Below are 20,049 nucleotides of genomic sequence, written 5' to 3'. Positions count from 1 at the left end.
TTTGATGTTATTCAGAGGGTCTGCAATTGCTCGACGGCGCTGGCGATCTCGCCCGGTTCCATCGCGCGCAGGATGCGCCGGGTGCGGGTCGTGACCACGCCAAGGTCGGTATTCAAAATTTCTTGTTTCACCGCCAGCAGCTGCGCCGGGTGCATCGAGAATTCGCGCAGGCCCATGCCCAGCAACAGGCGCGTGAGCTTGACGTCGCCGGCCATCTCGCCACACACCGCCACATCGAGTCCGGCCTTGTGACCCGTGGCGATGGTCGAGGCGATCAGCTGCAGCACCGCCGGGTGCAGCGGATTATACAGGTGCGCCACTTCGTAATCGACGCGGTCGATCGCCAGCAGGTACTGGATCAGGTCATTGGTGCCGATCGACAGAAAATCCATGCGGCGCACGAACAGCGGCAGCGCCAGCGCCGCGGCCGGGATCTCGATCATGGCGCCGACCTCGATGCCTTCGTCGAAGCGCACCTTCTCTTCGCGCAGCTGGGTCTTGGCCTGCTCGATCATGCCCATCGTCTGGTCGATCTCGAACGCGTGCGCGAGCATCGGGATCAGGATGCGCACCTTGCCAAAGGCGGACGCACGCAGGATCGCGCGCAGCTGAACCAGGAACATCTGCGGCTCGGCCAGGCAATAGCGGATCGCGCGCAGGCCGAGGGCCGGATTCAGCGCCGTGTGGTCGGTCTGGTCGAGCGGCTTGTCGGCGCCCACGTCGAGCGTGCGGATCGTGACCGGGCGGCCCTTCATCGCCAGCACCGCCTTGCGGTACTGCTCGAACTGTTCTTCTTCGTCCGGGATGCGCAGCGCCTGCGCGCCGCGGCCCATGAACAGGAACTCGGAGCGGAACAGGCCCACGCCGTTGGCGCCGGCTTCGAGCGCGGCCGGGCAATCGTCGGGCAGTTCGATATTGGCCAGCAGCGTGATCGCGGTGCCGTCGCGCGTGATAGCCGGCGTCTTCTTGAGCTTGAGCAGGCGCTTGCGCGCCTTGGCCATCGTGATCTGGCGCGCGCGGTACTGTTCCAGCACCAGCTGGCTCGGATTGCAGATCACGACGCCGGCGTCGCCATCGACGATCACCCAGTCGTCCTGCTCGATCAGGCGCGACGCCTGGTCCATGCCGACGACCGCCGGGATATCGAGGCTGCGCGCGACGATGGCCGTGTGCGAGTTCTGGCCACCGACGTCGGTGACGAAGCCGATGAAGGAGCGTGATGCGCCATCGCGATCGCGAAACGCCAGCATGTCGGCCGGCGAGATGTCGTGGGCCACGACGATCATTTGCGGCGGGGGCTGGTCTTCGTCGGTGAACACTGGCGCCACAGTGAGCGCGGTGCCGGTCAAGACCTTCAGCACGCGTTCTGCGACCTGCTGGATATCGTACTTGCGCTCGCGCAGATAGGGGTCTTCGATCTCGTCGAACTGCGCCGAGAGCTCGTCGATCTGGGTCACCAGCGCCCATTCGGCGTTGTAGTGGCGCGCGCGGATGATATCGAGCGGCGCTTCCGAAATCATCGGATCGGACAGGATCAGCGCATGCACATCGATGAACGCGCCCAGTTCGGTCGGGGCGTCCTTCGGCAAGCCGGTCCAGAGCTCTTGCAGGTTGTGGTGGACGGCGGCGATGGCGTCCTGCAGGCGCCGCACCTCGGCCTCGACCTGTTCTTCGGGGACCAGGTAGTGCTTGACGTCGAGCGCGGCCGGCGTGAGCAGGTGTGCGCGGCCGATCGCGATGCCGCGCGAAACGGGAATGCCGTGAAGGAGAAAAGAAGCCATGGAAGAATCCGTTGAACGCGAGGGGACCGCTTCACGCGGCATTATTCACCTTCGCCGAACTTGTCGTTGACGAGCGCCATCAAAGCGGCGATTGCGGCTTCTTCGTCGGCGCCATTGGCTTCCAGCGTGACCTTGGCGCCCTTGCCGGCGGCGAGCATCATGACGCCCATGATCGACTTGGCGTTGATGCGGCGGCCGTTGCGGGTGAGCCAGACGTCGCTCTTGTACTTGGCGGCCAGTTGCGTGAACTTGGCGGAGGCCCGTGCGTGCAGGCCCAGTTTGTTGATGATCTCGAGTTCTTGTTGAATCATAGTCGCTTTATCGTTTTTGTAATGTGTCGAACTGCGCCCGGTATCCCCTCGCGCGCACTGCCATCGCCGCCTGCCCTGCCGTGCCTTTACCCTACCCCACCCGGACCCGGTTATCCACCCGCACTGCCCCGTTCTGGGCGCCGGCCAGCGCCATCTCGACGACCACGTCGAGCGAGTCGCGCCGGTAGGTGATCGCGCGCAGCAGCATTGGCAGGCTGATGCCGGCGATGACTTCCACGTGCCCGGCGTCGGCCAGCGAATTGCAGCAGTTCGACGGCGTGCCGCCCTTGACGTCGGTGATCACCAGCACGCCGTCGCCGTCGTCCAGCCGCGCGATGGCCTGCTTGGCCAGGCAGTTGATCTCGCCGATGTCCTGGTCGGCCATGACGTCGATCGCCTCGAAGCGCTCGGTGGGGCCGCGAAACACGTGCGCCGCCGCGGCGATGAATGCCTGGCCCAGAGGTGCGTGGGTCAGGAGGAGGATGCCTACCATAGTGTTATCCGAGTACTTTCTGTTCGACCGCGTCGATGAACATCGCGGCCACATCAAAGCCGGTCTGGTCGAAGATCTCCTGGAAGCAGGTCGGGCTGGTCACGTTCACTTCGGTCAGATAGTCGCCAATCACGTCCAATCCTACCAGTAACAGGCCGCGTTCGGCCAGCAGCGGGCCGAGGGCTTCGGCGATCTCGCGATCGCGCTCGCCAATCGGTTGCGCCACGCCGATGCCGCCAGCGGCCAGGTTGCCGCGCACTTCGCCGTTTTGCGGAATGCGGGCTAGCACGAACGGCACCGGTTTGCCACCGATGACCAGCACGCGCTTGTCGCCCTTCTCGATGGCCGGGATGAATTTCTGGGCCATGATCGTGTGGCGGCCGTTGCCGGTAAGCGTCTCGATGATCGAACCGAGATTGAGCGCATCGGCTTTTACGCGGAAGATGCCGGCGCCGCCCATGCCGTCGAGCGGCTTGAAGATGACGTCAGCGTGCTTGGCGTGGAAGGCGCGCAGGCGCGCTTCGTCGGAACTCACGAGCGTCGGCGACGTGTACTGGCTGAACTGGCCGATCGCCAGTTTTTCGTTGTGGTCGCGGATCGCCGACGGGCTGTTGATCACGCACGCGCCCTGGCGCGCCGCCAGTTCGAGCAGGTAGGTGCCATACACGTATTCCATGTCGAACGGCGGATCCTTGCGCTCGATGATGGCGTCGAATTCGGACAGCACCACGTCCACTGCTGCATCGGCCTTGTACCAGACGTCAGGCTCGCCGGTCAGGTGGATCTGCGCCACGCGCGCGCTGACCACGCCTTCTTCGAGCACCATGTCGCGCTGCTCGAAGAAGTACAGGGCATGACCGCGCCGCGCCGCTTCGCGCATCATGGCGAAGGTCGAATCCTTGTAAATTTTGAATCCGGACAGCGGGTCGGCGAGAAAAGCGATTTTCATGGGGCGTCCAATCGATGTAATACCTTGATTTTAGCCCGAAACGGCAAACCTCGCGGGCCGGGCCCGCTGGCTGGCCGGCTGCCGCGATTTAATACACTTCAGGATTCGGATCGGTGCGTTCGAGTTCCAGCGACGCGGCCAGCATGCCCAGGCGCGCCACCACGCCATACACGTAGAAGCGGTTCGGCGCCGCGGTGCCAGGTTTGGCTTTCGGGTCGGGCATCGCGTGCTGCTGGGCGAACGCCAGCGGCACGAACTGCGAACCGGGGGCATTGAGGTTCTGGTCGATGCCGCGCTCGGCGTGTACGCGATAGAAGCCGCCGACGACGTAGCGGTCGATCATGTAGACCACCGGTTCGGCGACGGCGTCGTCGATCGATTCGAAGGTGGGCACGCCTTCCTGGATGATCAGGTCGGTCACGGCCACGCCATCCTTGACCACCGACATGCGCGCGCGCTGGGCCGGGGTCAGGTCGCGCACTTCGCTCGCGTCCTTGATGGTCATGACGCCCATGCCGTAGGTGCCGGCGTCGGGCTTGATGATCACGAAGGGCTTGCGCTCCTTCATGCCGTATTCCTTGTACTTCTTCTTGATCTTCGAGAACAGCGCCGAGACATCGTCGGCCAGCGCTTCGGTGCCGACGTTCTCGCGCAGGTCGACTTCGGCGCAGGTGCTGTGCAGCGGGTTGACCAGCCACGGGTCGATGTCGATCAGCTTGCCGAACTTTTTCGCCACTTCGTCGAACGCCTTGAGGTGGTTGCTCTTGCGGCGCAGCGCCCAGCCGGCGTGCAGTGGCGGCAGCAAGGCCTGCTCGTGCACGTTTTCAAGAATCGACGGGATGCCGCCCGACAGGTCATTGTTGAGCAGGATGGTGCATGGGTCGAAGTCGGGCAAGCCGACGCGGCGGCCGTTGGCTGAGCGCACCAGCGGCTCGAGCACCAGCATATTGCCGTCAGGCAGCGCCAACGGCGTTGGTTCGGTAATGTCCGGCGAGAACGTACCAAGCCGGACGTGCAGGCCGGTCTGGCGGAAGATCTGCATCAGGCGCGCCACGTTTTGCAGGTACATCGGGCTGCGCCGGTCGGAATCGGGCACCAGCAGCAGGTTGCGCGCGTCGGGGCAATATTTGTCGACGGCGGCCATGGCTGCCTGCACCGTCAGCGGCAGCATCTCGCTGGCCAGGTTATTGAAGCCGCCCGGGAACAGGTTGGTGTCGACCGGGGCCAGCTTGTAGCCGGCATTGCGCAGATCGACCGAACAATAGAATGGCGGCGTGTGCTCCTGCCACTCGAGGCGGAACCAGCGCTCGATGGCAGGCGTGGCTTCGAGGATTTTCTTTTCCAGGTCCAGCAAGGGACCGGTCTGGGCGGTGGCGAGGTGCGGAACCATTGATTGGACGTCCTTGTTGTGCGCTTCTTGTTGTTAATTAAGGTGGGAATCGCATATGGGGTTGGTCCGGGTATTTTAAAGCCCCCGCGCATAAAGCGAGAATTTGCGTTATCGAGAACGCAAAAACGTCGTTCCCGCGGAGGCGGGAACCCAAGTATTCATGTGCCGCCACTGCCGGTTGCAATAGTGGCGGCGCCTGACTTGGGTTCCCGCCTGCGCGGGAACGACGTACGGGGTGCGGCTGGATCAGTAGCGGTAAGCCGACTCGCCATGGCTGGTGATGTCCAGGCCTTCGCGCTCTTCTTCTTCCGGCACCCGCAGACCGATCACGATATCGACCAGCTTGAAGGCGATGAAGGCAACCACGGCCGACCAGATGATGGTCACGCCGATCGCATGCGCCTGGATCCACAGCTGGCTGGCGATCGAGTAGCTGGTGTTCATGGCGTTGGTGGTGTAGTCCCACACACCCTGGCCGCCCAGCGATGGCGACGCGAACACGCCGGTCAGCATTGCGCCGAGGATACCGCCCACGCCGTGCACGCCGAACACGTCCAGCGAGTCGTCGGCACGCAGCAGGCGCTTCAGGCCAGTCACGCCCCACAGGCAGATGATACCGGCCAAGAGGCCGATGACCAGCGCGCCCATCGGACCGACGAAACCGGCGCCCGGGGTGATGGCCACCAGGCCCGACACGGCGCCCGACGCAGCACCCAGCATCGATGGCTTGTGCTTGAAGATCCACTCGCCCAGCACCCAGGTGAGGACGGCGCCGGCGGTTGCCAGCAGCGTGTTCAGGAACGCCAGTGCGGCAACGTCGCCTGCTTCGAGCGCCGAGCCGGCATTGAAGCCGAACCAGCCGACCCACAGCAGCGATGCACCGACCATCGTCATCGGCAGCGAGTGTGGCGCCATCGATTCACGACCGTAGCCGATCCGCTTGCCGATCACGTAGGCGCCCACCAGGCCGGCCACGGCCGAGTTGATGTGCACCACGGTGCCGCCTGCGAAGTCGAGCGCGCCCTGTTGCCAGAGGTAGCCGGCGCCAGCAGTGACGGTGGCCAGCGAGGCGGCGTCGGTGATGGCGTCAGGACCGGCCCAGAACCAGACCATGTGCGCGACCGGCAGATAGCCGAACGTGAACCACAGCACGACGAACACCAGCACGGCCGAGAACTTGGCGCGCTCGGCGAAGGCGCCGACGATCAGCGCGCAGGTAATCGCAGCGAAGGTGCCCTGGAAGGCGACGAAGATGAATTCAGGAATCATCGTCTCTTTGCTGAAGGTCGCGGCCATGGCGAAGGTGCCGGCGACCGGATCCCAGATACCCTGCAGGAAGGCGCGGTCGAAGCCGCCGATGAATGCGTTGTTCGGCGTGAACGCCAGCGAGTAGCCGTACAGGCACCACAGCACGATGATGAGTGCGAACACCATCATCACTTGCATCAGCACCGACAGCATGTTCTTGGCGCGCACGAGGCCGCCGTAGAACAGCGCCAGGCCGGGAATGGTCATCAGGATCACCAGCAGCGTGGCGACGAACATCCACGCGGTATCACCCTTGTTGATGGACGGTGCCGCCATGGCTGGCAGGGCAATGCCCAGGCCCAGCATGGCGGTCAGGATCGTTGTAGTTATACGCTTCATGAACACATTCCCTCTTACAGTGCGTCGTTGCCGGTCTCGCCGGTACGGATACGGATGACCTGGTTCAGGTCGGCCACGAAGATCTTGCCGTCACCGATCTTGCCGGTGCGGGCAGCGCCCTGGATCGCATCGATGACCTGGTCGACGATGGCGTCGTCGACGGCGGCTTCGATTTTGATCTTGGGCAGGAAGTCGACGACGTACTCGGCGCCACGGTACAGCTCAGTGTGGCCTTTCTGGCGACCAAAACCCTTCACCTCGGTCACCGTCATGCCTTGCACGTTGATTTCCGACAGCGCCTCTCGCACCTCGTCGAGCTTGAAGGGCTTGATGATGGCGGTAATCATTTTCATGGTATTGCCTCTTTTGCTATCAAAAAGTTTTTGACACGGACAGCACCGCGGCGGATTTGCCGAGGTTCTTGCCCTCCGGGCTCAGGTAGGCGTCGGTGTTCGCCTTGTGCCACGCCAGGGCCACGGTGGCGACACCGAAGTCCTTGGTGACGCCGACCTTGTAGTCGGTGTACGAGTACATGCTGTTGTTCTTGAGTTTCTGGCGCCCGACGTGCAGGTTCAGGATGAAGCCGTTGCTGACATCGATGTCGGCGCCCACGTCCAGGTAGCCGCTCTGCTTGCTGTCTGCGGTGCCGAACAGGTTGGTCGTCGAGTGCGAATACTTGATGTAGGCCGGGCCGAAGCCGAGTTTGCCGTACAACTCGAAGGTGTTTGCGCTCGGGTTCAGGCCGTTGTCCGGATAGTAGTAATACAGGCCGCCGACGTCGTAGCTGACCGCTTCGGTCAACTGGCCGCGCTTGCCGCCGTAGACGTCCCATTCAATATTGCCGTCGCCGCCCAGGTCTTTCGTCCATTTGATGGTGGAAAGCCAGGTGCCCACGTAGAAGCCGGATGGGCCATGTACGTAGTCGACGCCGCCTTGCAGGGCCGGGTCGAGGGCTGTTTGCGACAGGCCGCGGTAACGGTAGTCGCTGGTGATGCTCGCGTTGTAGCTCACCTGGTGTTCGGCGGGTTGTTCCTGTGCCATGCCCGGCGCGCTGGAAAGAGCCAACACTGCCAGAACAATTGCGCTGAATTTTGCTTTGCACTTCATGACAAACCCCCTTGATGAACAACATGAAAAATGACTGCTAATGGATCCTTCAAATGTTCTATATCTACCCTGTGTTTAGCAGGATGCGTGCCAGCTCATAAACTGGTAAAAAGATCCTTGTTTTTTTAGTAAACACGCCCCACATCGGTTTTGCACCATCACAACCGACCGCACACGGCACCTAGACGGCCGTCCGGCGCACCACATCAGGTCACATTGCACCATCATGGAGCGTGCGACCTCGGCAGAAAGGGAAATCGATATGAGTAATAGCAACTTCTTCAGCGACTTGCAGGGCAAGATCAACCAGGCGCTCGAGAGCGGTCCGGCCAAGGACATTGAACGCAATGTCAAAGCGGCCATGACGTCGGGCTTCTCCAAACTCGACCTGGTCACGCGCGAAGAATTCGATATCCAGGCCCAGGTGCTGGCCAAGACCCGCACCAAGCTCGAGGCGCTCGAACTGCGCGTGATCGAACTGGAAGCGAAACTGGGCGCTGGCAGCATGTCGGCGACGCCCGCAACGCCGGGCGCCGCGCCGTCGGCCACTGCGCCGTTCCCGGCCGCACCCGAAGACCCGACGATCGTCCTGCCGCCAAATCTCGACAAGCCGTAAGGCGCAGTCAGCGTCTGCAGCCAGCGTCTGTATTCAACGCTGCTGCAACTGCGCCAGGTGCGTCGTCACCTGGCGCTGCTCCTGCCACGTCAACGGCGGGATCCCGCCCAGCGCCGCCCGGTAGGCCAGCACCGCGCGCGGCCCATCCGAGCGGGCCTCATGCACTTCACCGAGCGTGCGGTAGATATAAGGGCGCGGCCCGATCGCCGCCGCCTTCTCAAGTAATGTCACCGCGTCGCCCAGGCGTCCCTGCGCCTGCGCGACCAGCGCCAGCCCGTAGGGAGCGTGCTCGCTCGACGGCACGCGGCGACCGAGCTCCTCGAATAATTTGCGGCTGGCGTCATGACGGCCGGCAGACAGGTGCAACCCCGCCAGCGTCAGGAGCACGTCGCGCTGGCTGTCATCCACCAGTGCGTAATGCGACAGGTCGGCCGCCAGGATGTACCCCTCGGCCTCATCGAATTTTTTATCGTTGATCGCGCACAGCGCGCGGATCAGGCGCGACAGCTCCGGCTCGGAGCGGCGCGCTTCAGTCGCCAGTTCGCGCGCACGTATTTCGCTGCCACCCAAAAAGAACGGCGTGGCCAGGTGAAAGCGCACGAGCGCCACCCGTGCGCGGTAATTCATCGGATCGAACCGGATCGCACGCTCGAACGTGTTGCGGATCGGGCGCGCATTGCCGATCGCCGCCACCAGGCCGCCCGTGCGCTTTTGCGCCGTCAGCGCGTGGCCCACCGCTTCGGCGCACAGGCTGCTGCCGGGGTTGGCGTTCACGCAGCGTTCGGCCACGGCGCGTGCCCGCGGCACGTCCGGCCGCGGGCGCGTGAGGTAGATATCGACGGACGCCGCCAGCGCGGCCGGATCGGTTGCATTGCGCGCCAGCCGCGCGTCGATCATGCGGCTCACTTCCATATAGCGCTCCTGCTGCACCAGGTGCGCCAGCAGGTCGCGCTGGACCGCCTGCGCACTGCCGCTCCAGGCGAGCCACAGCAGCACCGGCACGCTCCATGCCCTTGTCTGCGCCAGCATTGCAATCCCCCGTTTGAGACGACTGGTACCGCGCCTGCTGTCCGTCGTGTTCGTGTTGTAACAGGCTCAAAGCGTCACACGGGTGATATGAAGGAGTCAATGCGCGGGGAATACGCGATCCCGCGACGCCATTTTTCGGTGCATTCCTACAGTTGAGCTTCGCCTGTGGCGTATTCCGTTGACGTCAGTCGGTGCTGACCTCCTTGCGGTTGTCGCGCGCGACGCGGTCGATCAGCTTGTTGTAGGGGTCGACGCCCACGTCGAACGGCTGCTCCTTGACGGTCACCGTCACGGTTGGATTGTCGCCCCGCAGCACGCGCTTCTCCAGCAGCAGCACGCGCTCGTCGGATTCCTTCGCGTCTTTCGCACGGGCGAACACGCCGATCTCCACTGCCTCGTCGTAGGCGCGCGGCGTTTCCTGTCCCTTGCCGTCGGCCTGCATCTTGGCCAGGTGGAGCTTCATCGTCACGTCCCACTGGCCGTCCGCACGCTTGACCGCTTTTGCCTCGGTCACGCGGTTATCGTAGAACACGATGCGCTCGAACAGATCGGCGATCAGCGCATGCTTGCCCACCGGCGCTTCGGCGCGGATGTAGTCGACCAGTTCGGCCGACGTGGTGAACGGCGCCTCTTGATACCCCTTGTCTTGCAGGAAGCGTTTCAGGGCCCGGTTCAGCGCCGCCTCGCCGATCTCGTCGCGCAGGCGATAGAACACCAGGCTGCCCTTGCGGTAGTGGATGTAATCCTGGTTCTCCACGCGCACCAATGGCAGTTCCTCGATCTTTTCGGCGCCGCGCGAACTGAGGTAGCGATCCAGTTCATAGCGCAGGAAGCGGCGCATCTTGTGCGGACCGTATTCCTTTTCCATCACCATCAGCGCCGAATACTGCGACAGCGATTCGATCAGCATGCTCGCGCCCTGCACATTGGCGCCCGTAACCTGGTGGCCCCACCACTGGTGCGCCATCTCGTGCGCCGTGACGTAGAAGACGTAGTCGATGTCTTCCTTGTCGCGCAGGTCGGCGATGAAGCCGATCGATTCCGAGAACGGGATCGTGTTGGCGAACGATTGCGCGAAGCGCTGGTAGTTCGGGAACTCGAGGATGCGCACCTGCCTGTGCTGATAGGGCGTGAACTCGGTGGTGAAGTAGTCGAGCGACTTTTGCGTGCCCTCGATCATCCGGTCCACGTTGTAGGCGTGCTTGGGATCGTGATAGATCTCGATAGCGATGCCACGCCAGTCGCCCTTCTTTACCTGCCAGTCGGCCGACAAATAGGCGAAGAACGGCATCATCTTCTGGTCCATCTTGTAGTGATAGAAGTTGCGGCCGTTTTCCTTCCACGTCTTTTGCAGGTAGCCCGGCGCCAGGGCGATCTGGTCGCCGCCCGTCGAGACGGTGGTCTCGAAACTGATCCAGTCGGCTTCGCCCCCGAACAGCGTGTTGGCGCGGGCGGCGGTGTCCTCCAGCTTGGGCATGCGCTCAGGCTCACCCAGGCCGCGCTTGCGGCGCTCGTTGCGGTCGAGTAGTTCAAAATCGCTCTGGTAGCCGACCAGCGGGAAGAACTCGCGGTTGTTGAAGAACGTGCCGTTCAGGTTGAACGTGTCGCCCTTCCCCGAATTGGAAAAGCCGGGCCGGCGCGCATCGACCGTGAAGTCGAGCGCGAGGCGAGCGCCCGGCGCCGTCGGCTGCGCGAGCTTGAGGATCCGGAAGCCCGCCACCTTGTCGTCCAGGACGACGGTGTGCGCGGGCAGCCCGGCCAGGGTGGTCACGGTGTCGGGATTGACCTGCAGGCGCAGGGTATCGAGCGGCTGGCTCGTCTTGTTCTCGAAGACGTAGCGGCCCTTGACCATCACGCGACGCTCGGCCGGATAAATATCCACCGCAGCGCGCACGTCGACGATCTTCGCGTGCGGCAGATCCTTGTATTTGCGGTAGGTCTTCTCGTACAGGGCCTGCTTGTCCATCGCGACGTTCGCCGCTTCGTACCGGCCCAGCGTGACGGTGTTGTGGAAGATCCAGCCCCCAACCAGCGCGAACGCGATCGTGCAGGCGGCCAACGCGACACCCGAAGCACTCTTCAGGCGGCGCGCCGCTTCGCGCGTGCGCGTGCGCCACTCGACCGACAAGCCGCGCACCCAGAAGGCCTGGGCCACGATCAGCGCCGCCAGCGCGAACAGCGTCCAGTACAACGCGAACCATGCCCAGCCCGTGACGAAGTGGCCGAAGCCGTTCATGTCCGAATACGGCGTCTCGGGCAGCAGCGCGATGTTGTACAGGTTGTGATCGAAGTGCATCACGGACAGGACGATCTGCGCCACGATCAGCACGATCATCAGCAGGTAGCCGACAAACTTATTGTTCGTCACGACTTGCAGCGCCACTGCGATCAGCGCCATCAGGATGAATGGCACGCCCGTCATGAACACGCCCTGCAGATACACGAGCGGCTCGACCGGCGCCCCGCCCTTGAACAGCTGGATGGCGATTGCGGTCAGGATACCGGCCAGCAAAAAGGCCACGATCACGCCGACCAGCACCAGGCTTTTCGCCACCAGCGGCGCCCAGTTCGGCATCGGCATTGCATCGCTCACGTCGGCAATGCCGGCCTGGCGCTCCTTGAAAATCAGTTCGCCGGCATAGAAGATCACGATGATGAGCAGCAGGAAGTTATAGCTGCCTTTGAGCAGCTCGATCATCAGGTGGGTGCGCGGGTAGACGTTGGTGCCGAACATCTCGCCCAGCTGACTCGAGCCGCCCACCATATTGAGCACGCCGAACAGCAGCATGACAAGGAAAGGCACGCTCTTGAAGACAGCGACGGCGTCGAACGCGAAGATGTGCCAGCACTGGGCCCAGCGCGTGCCGCCCGTGAAACGCGGCGCGATGCGCGGCAGCGCAATGTGCGCCGGCATGAGCGCGGCCGGCGCCCCCGCCTTGGCCTTGCCGAACAGGCGCTTGCCGGTGCCGGCGCGCTGCGGCTTGAACAGCACCAGCGTGAGGCCCAGCAGCGCCAGGCCAACGGCGCTCCACAGCAGGCGGTTGGCCAGCATGTAGCCGGTGAAGGCAGGCAGGCCGGCATTCGATTCGGCGGTCGAGAAGTAGCGCGTGGCGCGGCCAAGGGCGCGGATGCCGAACGGGTCGACCAGCACCGCGATCCACTCGTTATCGATATTGGACGTGAAGCTGCCGGCGACGATCCACAGCACGAAGAACGCCATCACGCCGACATACACCATCATGATCGAGCGCGTGGTGGCGGCCAGCAGCATCAGCAAGGCGCCGATGAACAGCAGGTTCGGCGCGACCAGCACGCACAGCGCCCACAGGTAGGCCGCGCCGGGGAACGGCCCCACGCGTTCGGCGTCGATCCACGGCATCAGTGGACCGAGCATCATGCCCGCCACGATCACCGCGAAGATCACCATGCAGGCCACCAGGCCCGCCAGGAAGCGCCCGACCAGGTAGTCGTGCTTTTTCATGGGCGTGGCGAACAGCATGTCGGAGATGCCGACTTCGCCGTCGCGCAGCACCGAGCCGGCGATGAAGATGGTGACGACGAACATCGACATCAGGCTGAAGACGCCGAGCAGCTGCGCGACGACGACCGGCGCATTGCGGTTCACGTTGCCGATGCTGCCGCCGACCTGGATCGCATCGGTGGTGGTCGCGCCAAAGGCCAGCGCGCCGAAGATCAGCGCGCATACCCACAATAGCGGCTGGCGCAGCTGAATACCCAGCTCGAACTTGAAGAATTCTCGTAACATGCCGGCTCCTTATGCCACGACCGCTGCGGTAGTTGCCGGCGCTGCGCTGGCGGCGCGGGTGGCGTTGCGGATCTGGAGGAAATAGACGTCTTCCAGGTCTGGCTCGACGCTGACAAAGCCATCGTCCGGCTGCGACTCGGCGAACACGTTGATCTGCGGGCGCCCCGCGACCAGGCGCGTGGAGAGCACGTTGAAATCGCGCTGGTACTCGGGCAGCGCCTCCTGGCTGACGGTGCGCCGCCACACGCGGCTCTTGAGGGTATCGATCGCTGCTTGCGGCTCGCCCTGCAGCAGCACCGTGCCCTTGGCGATCATCGCCATGCGCGGGCACAGGTCGGTGACGTCTTCGACGATGTGGGTCGACAGGATCACGACCACCTGCTCGCCGATCTTGGCCAGCAGGTTCAGGAAGCGGTTGCGTTCATCGGGGTCCAGGCCCGCAGTCGGCTCGTCGACGATCACCAGGCGCGGCGCGCCAAGCAGCGCCTGCGCGATGCCGAAACGCTGGCGCATGCCGCCCGAGAAGGTGCCCAGGCCGCGCGAGCGCGCTTCCCACAGGTTGGTCTGGTGCAGCAGCGCCTCGACCATCTCCTTGCGTTCGCCCTTTGCGGTCAAGCCTTTCAGGACCGCAAAATGATTGAGCAGTTTTTCGGCGCTGACTTTGGGATACACGCCGAAGTCTTGCGGCAGGTAGCCGAGCTGGCGGCGCAAGCCTTCCTTGTCCTTCAGGACATCGAGGCCGTTGAAATCGATGCTGCCGCTATCGGGGTCTTGCAGCGTGGCGATGGTACGCATCAGGGACGACTTGCCCGCGCCATTGGGGCCGAGCAGGCCGAACATGCCGTTGGGGATCTCGAGGCTGACATTGTTGATGGCCTTGACGCCATTGGCGTACGTCTTGTTGAGCTGCTTGATCGATAGCATCGGTGATTTCTCCGGGGGGTTGGTGGTCGCGCTGTGCCTGCTTGCAAGGCTGCACCACGCGTTCATGTCCTCCATGCAATGTAGCTTTAATGAAATGCGATGTCAGCAAATTAAGACAGGCGACAGGAATATCGGTATGAACGACCGATTCACAGGTATCTGCATCTGCCATAGCGTGTTGGCGCAGGGTTTGCTGGTGCTGCCATGAGCAATGCAGAACGCTACTGGATTTGTCGAGAAGGCATTGGCGCCGGTGTCGAACCTGTTTTCTCTGCTGCGGCCGCGTCCAGCTCTGTTGCGAAGGCTGCGGCGGCGGCATCGGCGGCCGCAGTCGCAGCGGTGGAAAGGTCCTCAGCCGCCGGGGTGCTGGTTTGAGGGAGAGCGGGAAGATGGCCGTTCGGTTCGGTCACGGATTGCGCTGCCTGGGCGGCACGTGGTTCGACCTGGCTTGCAGGGCGCTCTGACGGTATTGCCGTATCGGCGCCTGGCGTTGTTGGCGCAACATTGGTGGCGGTCGTCTCGTCCGTGACTGACCCGACAGGCGCTGGCACCGTCGTTTCGGGCGCCACCGGGGCTTCTGGCAGCAGAAAGGCATCTGGAATGTCGAGGCTGCTACTTCGGTGATCATTCAGAATGACCAGCACAAAGCCAAGAACGATGATGACCAGTGCGGGGTGACTGACCTTGAAAATCATCCCCAACAATCTGATCTCGTTCGACCCCGCATGGGCATTGGTGTGAGCGAGCATGAAGCAGCCGATGACCACCAGAGCGATACCAAGCCAAAGAGAAACATGCTGCATGACACGCCCCTTGTGTAGGTGCACAGAGAATGATCGGCACACAAATCAGCGGCTGACTATGTTGGGCACGAAATCAGTTAGGCAACCGTTCGAGCAGCTTGTTCCCGCATGCCGACCGACTTCTTGCGCCAGCCGGACCGCCCGCCTTCAATGCGTTTCGGTTTGGTGCGCCTCAACGACCTGATTGTGACGCCCTTCAGTATCAAGCAGTTCCGTCTACCGCTTGGAATCCCATGACTCTTGCAGTGTTGCAAAGCCGCGCCCTGGCCGGCATGGCAGCGCCGTCGGTCAGCGTCGAAGTCCACTTGGCCAACGGCCTGCCCGGCATGACGATTGTGGGTTTGCCTGACACCGAAGTGCGTGAAGCAAAGGACCGCGTGCGTGCGGCGCTGCAAAACTCCGGCTTCGATGTCCCGCCGCGCCGCATCACGATCAATCTGGCGCCGGCCGATCTGCCGAAGGAGTCCGGCCGCTTCGATCTGCCCATTGCGCTGGGCATCCTGGCCGCGTCGCACCAGATTCGCGGCGATACGCTCGAGCGCTACGAGTTCGCCGGCGAGCTGTCGCTGTCGGGCGAGCTGCGGCCGATCCGGGGTGCGCTGGCGATGGCTTTTGCAATGGTGCGCGCGGGCGATTCGCCGGCCGGAGTGCGGGCGCGTGCCTTCATCCTGCCGCTGGCCAATGCCGACGAAGCGGCATTGGTCGAGGCGGCCGAGATTTTGCCGGCGCGCACGCTACTCGAAGTCTGCGCGCACTTTGCCAATGCGCCCGATGCAACCAGGCTGGCGCGCCATGTCGGTCCGGGCCTGCTGCACGCCGTTCGCTATCCCGACTTCGCCGACGTGAAAGGCCAGCAGCATGCCAAGCGCGCGCTCGAGGTGGCTGCGGCCGGCGCCCATTCGGCCTTGCTGGTCGGCCCGCCCGGGGCGGGCAAGAGCATGCTGGCGGCGCGCCTGCCCGGCCTGTTGCCACCGATGAGTGAAAGCGAGGCGCTGGAATCGGCCGCCGTGCAATCGCTTGCCGGCGGTTTCTCGCCGCAGCTCTGGCGCCAGCGGCCGTTTCGCAGTCCGCATCACACAACGTCCGGCGTGGCCCTGGTTGGCGGGGGCAGCGTGCCGCGGCCAGGCGAAGTCTCGCTCGCGCATCACGGCGTGTTGTTCCTGGATGAGTTGCCCGAGTTCGACCGGCGCGTGCTCGAGGTGTTGCGCGAGCCACTTGAATCGGGCCAGATCACGATTTCGCGCGCGGCGCACCAGGCCGATTTTCCCGCGCGCTTCCAGCTGATCGCGGCGATGAATCCATGTCCATGCGGGTGGCTCGGTCACGCCAGCGGCAAATGCCACTGCCTTGAGGCCGCCGTGCTGCGCTATCAGAGCCGCATTTCCGGGGCCCTGCTCGACCGCATCGATATCCAGTTGCCGGTGATGGCGCTGGGACCGGAGAGCATGGGTGCGCAGGCCGAGGGGGAGCCAAGCAGCGTGATTGCAGAACGGGTGGCGCGGGCACATGCGCTCCAGGTGGCGCGCCAGGGCCACCCCAACGGCCATCTGGGTGCGCGCGACATCGACCGTTATTGCGCGCCGGACGACGCCGGGCAGCGCCTGCTGCATGGCGCAGCCAAGCATCTGCACTGGTCGGCGCGCGCGTATCACCGTGTGCTCAAGGTCGCGCGCACGGTGGCCGATCTGGCCGGCAGCGAGCACGTGGCGTCGATACACGTGGCAGAGGCGATCGGCTACCGGCGCGCGCTGCGGGGCGACTAACGGGCGTTGCGTTCTGTTGCGCTGCTGTTACCATCGGGGCATGCGACCATCTACCGTGCGCGCCTTGCTGCGTGCCTTGTTACTTGTCCCGATCATCCTGGCCGGCGCACTGCTGGCGGGCTGCAATCCACCGTATAACTGGCGTGATTACACGAGCGACGACGGCCGCTTCAAGGCGCTGTTTCCGGCCAAACCCGCAGCCCTTGCACGCACTGTGGATGTGGGCGGCCTGCAAGTCGAGATGACGATGACGGCGGCCAAGGTCGATGGCACGACCTTCGCCGTCGGCACCGCCGTGGCGCCCGATCCGGCGCGCGCGCAAGCGGCGCTGCCGGCCATGCGCCTGGCGCTGCTGCGTAATATCGGCGCGCCCGACGCTGCAACGCCAGGCGACTCGCGCGTGGATGCGACGGGCGCCGTTCATGGCGCGCCGATGCACCTGAGCGGTCGCTTTGAAGCGAAGGGCAGCCGCTTCTATCAGGTGATCGTGCTCGGCCCTGCGGGCAAGACACCGCCGGAGCAGGTCGAGCAGTTCCTCACCTCGTTCTCGAGCTTTTGAGTGCCCCGTGGCTGACCATTTCCCTGCCCTGCGCCTGGTCGGGCTGCGCAAACACTTCGGCCGGCCCGCCGTCGATGGTGTCGACCTGACTGTTCATCGCGGCGAGTTTTATGCGCTGCTTGGACCGAACGGCGCTGGCAAAACGACGACGCTACGCCTGGTCACAGGCCTCTTGGCGCCCGATGCCGGCTCGATCGAGGTGCTGGGGATCGATATGGCCGCGGCGCCAGCGGCGGCCAAAGCGAAGCTGGCCTACCTGCCGGACGAGCCGCTGTTGTACGGAAAGCTCAAGCCGTTCGAATACCTCGAATTTGTCGCTGGCCTGTGGGGCTTGACAGCGAAGGACGCCGCGCCGCGCGCGCGCGAACTGCTCGACTGGCTGGACCTGAGCCAGCATGCGCATGAGCTGACCGAAGGGTTTTCGCGCGGGATGAAGCAAAAACTCGCGCTGGCAGGCGCCCTGATCCACGATCCCGAGCTGTTGATCCTCGACGAGCCGCTCACCGGCCTGGACGCCGCTGCGGCGCGCCAGGTAAAAGACCTGCTGCTGGCGCACGTGGCCAACGGCGGCACGGTAATTCTCACGACGCACATCCTGGAGGTGGCCGAGCGCCTGGCGCACCGTATCGGCATCATCCGCCAGGGGCGCCTGATCGCCGAAGGCACGCTGGACGAACTGCGCGAGCGCACCCAGGGTGGCAGCCTGGAAGACATGTTCCTGCACTTGATGGCGGCGCCATGATGCTGGCGCCGGGCGGTGTCGGCTGGCTGCTGCGGCACGAGCTGCGGCTTGGCTGGTTCAATATGGCAGGCGGCAAGAATGCAGGCGGGCGGCGCCGGCCCGGCAATGCGGCTGTCGCGCTGGCGGCCTTCGGTTGCATCGTCATGCATGTCGTGGGCTGGTTCACGGTGCGCCAGTTGGCTGGCGTGCCGGGCGACGATCCGCGCATCCTGCTGGCCATCTCGGCGGTGCTGATCGCGGCGACGGCCTTCATGCTGTCGTCGGCGATCAAGGCCTGCGTGCTGGTGCTGTTCGAGCGCAGCGACCTCGATCTGCTGCTGTCGTCGCCCCTGCCCTCGCGCAGCATTTTTACGGTGCGCCTGCTTGGCGTGTGCGCGAGTACTGCGGCGCTGTATCTGTTTTTTCTGACACCGTTCGCCCATGCCGGGCTGCTGCAGGGACAGTGGCGCTGGCTCGGGATCTATCCCGGCGTGATCGCCGTTGCGGTGCTGTGCAGCTGTGTCGCGATGCTGCTCACGCTTGGCCTCGTGCGCGTGCTCGGTGCGCGCCGTACACGTGTCGTGGCGCAGATCGTGGGCGCGCTGGCCGGGGCGCTGCTTGTCATCGCGTCTCAGCTGCATGCGCTCACGTCCAGGCAGACACAGGTTCGCATCCGCGATGCCGTGCTTGAACTGGTGCAGGAGGACGGCGCAGAGCGTAATCTGCTCTGGCTACCAGCGCAGGCGATGCTGGGCGAGCCGTGGCCGGTGCTGCTGTTGATCGCACTCGCCGGCGCCATGTTCTTGCTGACGATCTGGCGCACGCATCGCTTCTTTGCGCGCGGACTGCAACTGGCCGCGTCATCTGCAGCGAGTACCGCGTCGTCGACGGTGGCGCAGCCCCGCTTCGGGCGCAGCTTGTTCCGCACGGTGGTCATCAAGGAGTGGCGGCTGATCGTGCGCGACCCGCAGTTGCTGTCGCAGGTGATGCTGCAGGTGCTGTTCCTGCTGCCGCTGTTCTTCCTGATTTTCAAGCGCGCCGATGTGCAGGTGCAGGCCATCGGCGCCGGGCTGGCGCTGCTGTGCAGTTCACTGACCGGTGCGCTGGCGTGGATCGCCCTGTCAGCCGAGGACGCGCCGGATCTGCTGGTGGTGTCGCCAGCGTCCCAGCGCACGGTGCGGCGCGCCAAGTTAGCGGCGGCGATGATGCCGGTCCTTGCCTTGGTCGCCGTCCCGCTGTTGTGGCTGATCGTGCGGATGCCGGTGGCCGGGCTAGTTGGCTGCCTTGTCGTCTGCGGCGCCGTGATGGGCGCCGGCCTGGTCGTGTTCTGGTGCGGACGCCCTGGCGTGCGCAGCAACTTCAAGGGGCGCGGCAAGGGTGGTGTGGTGATGAACGTGCTCGAGCTGTTGAATAGCCTTGCGTGGGGGACGATGGGATGGTTTCTACCGGGAGCCGCAATCGCATCGCTGACGGCGGTTGGCCTGCTCGCCGCGGCAGGCGCTGCCCTTCTCGCCGTTGCCGTCCCGGGCATTGCCTGGATGTTGCGGTCCAGGGCGTTGTGAGCGTGAGCGCACTGTGAAGGTGCGGCAGTCGTGCTATCGTTTAATTACTAACAAAACCAAGAGATAGCTATGTTGATTACTTTCAAATGCAAATCGTATCCAGAAGTCCTGATGTATCAGGAACACGCCAAACGCATCCTTGATCTGTTGCACAAGGAACCAGAACGCGGTGTGATCACCTCGGCTGAGGCCACTCAGGTGATCACGCTGATCGAGGGCGAGATCGAAGAGTCGCGCAAGCATCAGGTGTCGGACCAGGTGGCGCACGACGTGCATGCACATCACCGCGATGAGGATGACCACGAGCACCAGGCGATCGAGGTTGTCAGTTTTTCGACACGCATGTATCCATTGCTGGAAATGCTGCGTTCGGCGCGTGACAACAACACGGACATTCTCTGGGGTGTTTGACCCAGCTCCGGCGTTTTCGCCCATGCAAAAAGCCCGCTGATGTAAGTCAGCGGGCTTTTTTTCGGCCTGGAACGGCAGGCGCGGAAGCTGGTGTCTGGTCGCTTGGATAAGTAAAAAGCGAAAAGCCCCGCTCAGAATCTCTGAGCGGGGCTTTTCTAATAACTAGCCTGACGATAACCTACTTTCACACTGGTTGCAGCACTATCATCGGCGCAAA

17 protein-coding genes and 1 pseudogene are annotated in these 20,049 nt (G+C 63.9%); 6 read left to right on the top strand and 12 right to left on the bottom strand.

Going from position 1 to position 20,049, the window contains the following annotated elements; translation table 11 throughout:
• Positions 1–11: 11 nt before the first annotated feature.
• The 8 genes from ptsP to AB2N08_RS20920 all read right to left on the bottom strand — a co-directional run bounded on the left by ptsP (position 12) and on the right by AB2N08_RS20920 (position 7,678).
• Positions 12–1,781 (bottom strand): phosphoenolpyruvate--protein phosphotransferase, encoded by a 1,770-nt coding sequence (ptsP, locus tag AB2N08_RS20955; protein ID WP_367612841.1) that lies wholly within the window; start codon positions 1,779–1,781, stop codon positions 12–14.
• A 41-nt stretch (positions 1,782–1,822) separates the two neighbouring features.
• A complete protein-coding gene (locus tag AB2N08_RS20950) occupies positions 1,823–2,092 on the bottom strand; it encodes an HPr family phosphocarrier protein (protein ID WP_367612840.1) in 270 nt (89 codons plus the stop codon).
• Positions 2,093–2,183: 91 nt separating this feature from the next.
• Positions 2,184–2,585 (bottom strand): PTS sugar transporter subunit IIA, encoded by a 402-nt coding sequence (locus AB2N08_RS20945; RefSeq protein WP_367612839.1) that lies wholly within the window; start codon positions 2,583–2,585, stop codon positions 2,184–2,186.
• A 4-nt stretch (positions 2,586–2,589) separates the two neighbouring features.
• Positions 2,590–3,534, bottom strand: coding sequence for a glutathione synthase (gshB, locus tag AB2N08_RS20940; protein WP_367612838.1), 945 nt, complete (start codon positions 3,532–3,534; stop codon positions 2,590–2,592).
• Positions 3,535–3,622: 88 nt separating this feature from the next.
• Positions 3,623–4,924, bottom strand: a complete 1,302-nt coding sequence (gshA, locus tag AB2N08_RS20935; RefSeq protein ID WP_367612837.1) for a glutamate--cysteine ligase — start codon at positions 4,922–4,924, stop codon at positions 3,623–3,625.
• A 246-nt stretch (positions 4,925–5,170) separates the two neighbouring features.
• Complete coding sequence (gene amt, locus AB2N08_RS20930; RefSeq protein WP_367612836.1) at positions 5,171–6,571, bottom strand: ammonium transporter; 1,401 nt, start codon at positions 6,569–6,571, stop codon at positions 5,171–5,173.
• 14 nt (positions 6,572–6,585) lie between these two features.
• On the bottom strand, positions 6,586–6,924 hold the full coding sequence (glnK, locus tag AB2N08_RS20925) for a P-II family nitrogen regulator (RefSeq protein ID WP_137171558.1): 339 nt from the start codon (positions 6,922–6,924) through the stop codon (positions 6,586–6,588).
• Between the two features lie 19 nt (positions 6,925–6,943).
• Positions 6,944–7,678: a TorF family putative porin gene (locus AB2N08_RS20920; RefSeq protein WP_367612835.1), complete on the bottom strand. Its 735-nt coding sequence runs from the start codon at positions 7,676–7,678 to the stop codon at positions 6,944–6,946.
• A 262-nt stretch (positions 7,679–7,940) separates the two neighbouring features.
• On the opposite strand from AB2N08_RS20920, the pseudogene AB2N08_RS20915 reads away from it, so the two are divergent.
• Positions 7,941–8,174: pseudogene (locus AB2N08_RS20915) on the top strand (accessory factor UbiK family protein); the annotation flags it as partial.
• Between the two features lie 153 nt (positions 8,175–8,327).
• Here AB2N08_RS20915 and AB2N08_RS20910 read toward each other — a convergent pair.
• The 4 genes from AB2N08_RS20910 to AB2N08_RS20895 form a co-directional block, all read right to left on the bottom strand.
• Positions 8,328–9,323, bottom strand: coding sequence for a tetratricopeptide repeat protein (locus AB2N08_RS20910; RefSeq protein WP_367612834.1), 996 nt, complete (start codon positions 9,321–9,323; stop codon positions 8,328–8,330).
• Positions 9,324–9,507: 184 nt separating this feature from the next.
• The gene (locus AB2N08_RS20905) at positions 9,508–13,089 is read right to left on the bottom strand and encodes an ABC transporter permease/M1 family aminopeptidase (RefSeq protein ID WP_367612833.1); all 3,582 of its coding nucleotides are present in this window, start codon (positions 13,087–13,089) and stop codon (positions 9,508–9,510) included.
• Positions 13,090–13,098: 9 nt separating this feature from the next.
• Positions 13,099–14,013, bottom strand: a complete 915-nt coding sequence (locus tag AB2N08_RS20900; RefSeq protein WP_367612832.1) for an ABC transporter ATP-binding protein — start codon at positions 14,011–14,013, stop codon at positions 13,099–13,101.
• A 221-nt stretch (positions 14,014–14,234) separates the two neighbouring features.
• Positions 14,235–14,816, bottom strand: coding sequence for a hypothetical protein (locus AB2N08_RS20895; RefSeq protein ID WP_367612831.1), 582 nt, complete (start codon positions 14,814–14,816; stop codon positions 14,235–14,237).
• Between the two features lie 233 nt (positions 14,817–15,049).
• Here AB2N08_RS20895 and AB2N08_RS20890 point away from each other — a divergent pair, with 233 nt between their 5' ends.
• The 5 genes from AB2N08_RS20890 (at position 15,050) to AB2N08_RS20870 (ending at position 19,832) form a co-directional block, all read left to right on the top strand.
• On the top strand, positions 15,050–16,579 hold the full coding sequence (locus AB2N08_RS20890) for a YifB family Mg chelatase-like AAA ATPase (protein WP_367612830.1): 1,530 nt from the start codon (positions 15,050–15,052) through the stop codon (positions 16,577–16,579).
• Positions 16,580–16,619: 40 nt separating this feature from the next.
• Positions 16,620–17,138 carry a hypothetical protein gene (locus tag AB2N08_RS20885; RefSeq protein WP_367612829.1) on the top strand — a complete coding sequence of 173 codons (519 nt, stop codon included), beginning with the start codon at positions 16,620–16,622 and terminating at the stop codon, positions 17,136–17,138.
• A 7-nt stretch (positions 17,139–17,145) separates the two neighbouring features.
• Positions 17,146–17,880, top strand: a complete 735-nt coding sequence (locus tag AB2N08_RS20880) for an ABC transporter ATP-binding protein (protein ID WP_367612828.1) — start codon at positions 17,146–17,148, stop codon at positions 17,878–17,880.
• Complete coding sequence (locus tag AB2N08_RS20875; RefSeq protein WP_367612827.1) at positions 17,877–19,421, top strand: hypothetical protein; 1,545 nt, start codon at positions 17,877–17,879, stop codon at positions 19,419–19,421. Before AB2N08_RS20880 ends, AB2N08_RS20875 begins: the two co-directional genes overlap by 4 nt.
• A gap of 69 nt (positions 19,422–19,490) precedes the next feature.
• Positions 19,491–19,832 (top strand): DUF1840 domain-containing protein, encoded by a 342-nt coding sequence (locus AB2N08_RS20870; protein WP_367612826.1) that lies wholly within the window; start codon positions 19,491–19,493, stop codon positions 19,830–19,832.
• Positions 19,833–20,049: the final 217 nt, after the last annotated feature.

Source organism: Massilia aurea (assembly GCF_040790145.1).
In the GTDB taxonomy this organism is placed as follows: Bacteria; Pseudomonadota; Gammaproteobacteria; order Burkholderiales; family Burkholderiaceae_D; genus Telluria; species Telluria aurea_C.
Note: the sequence above shows the minus strand (reverse complement) of the source record. Positions and strands in the feature narration are given on the sequence as shown.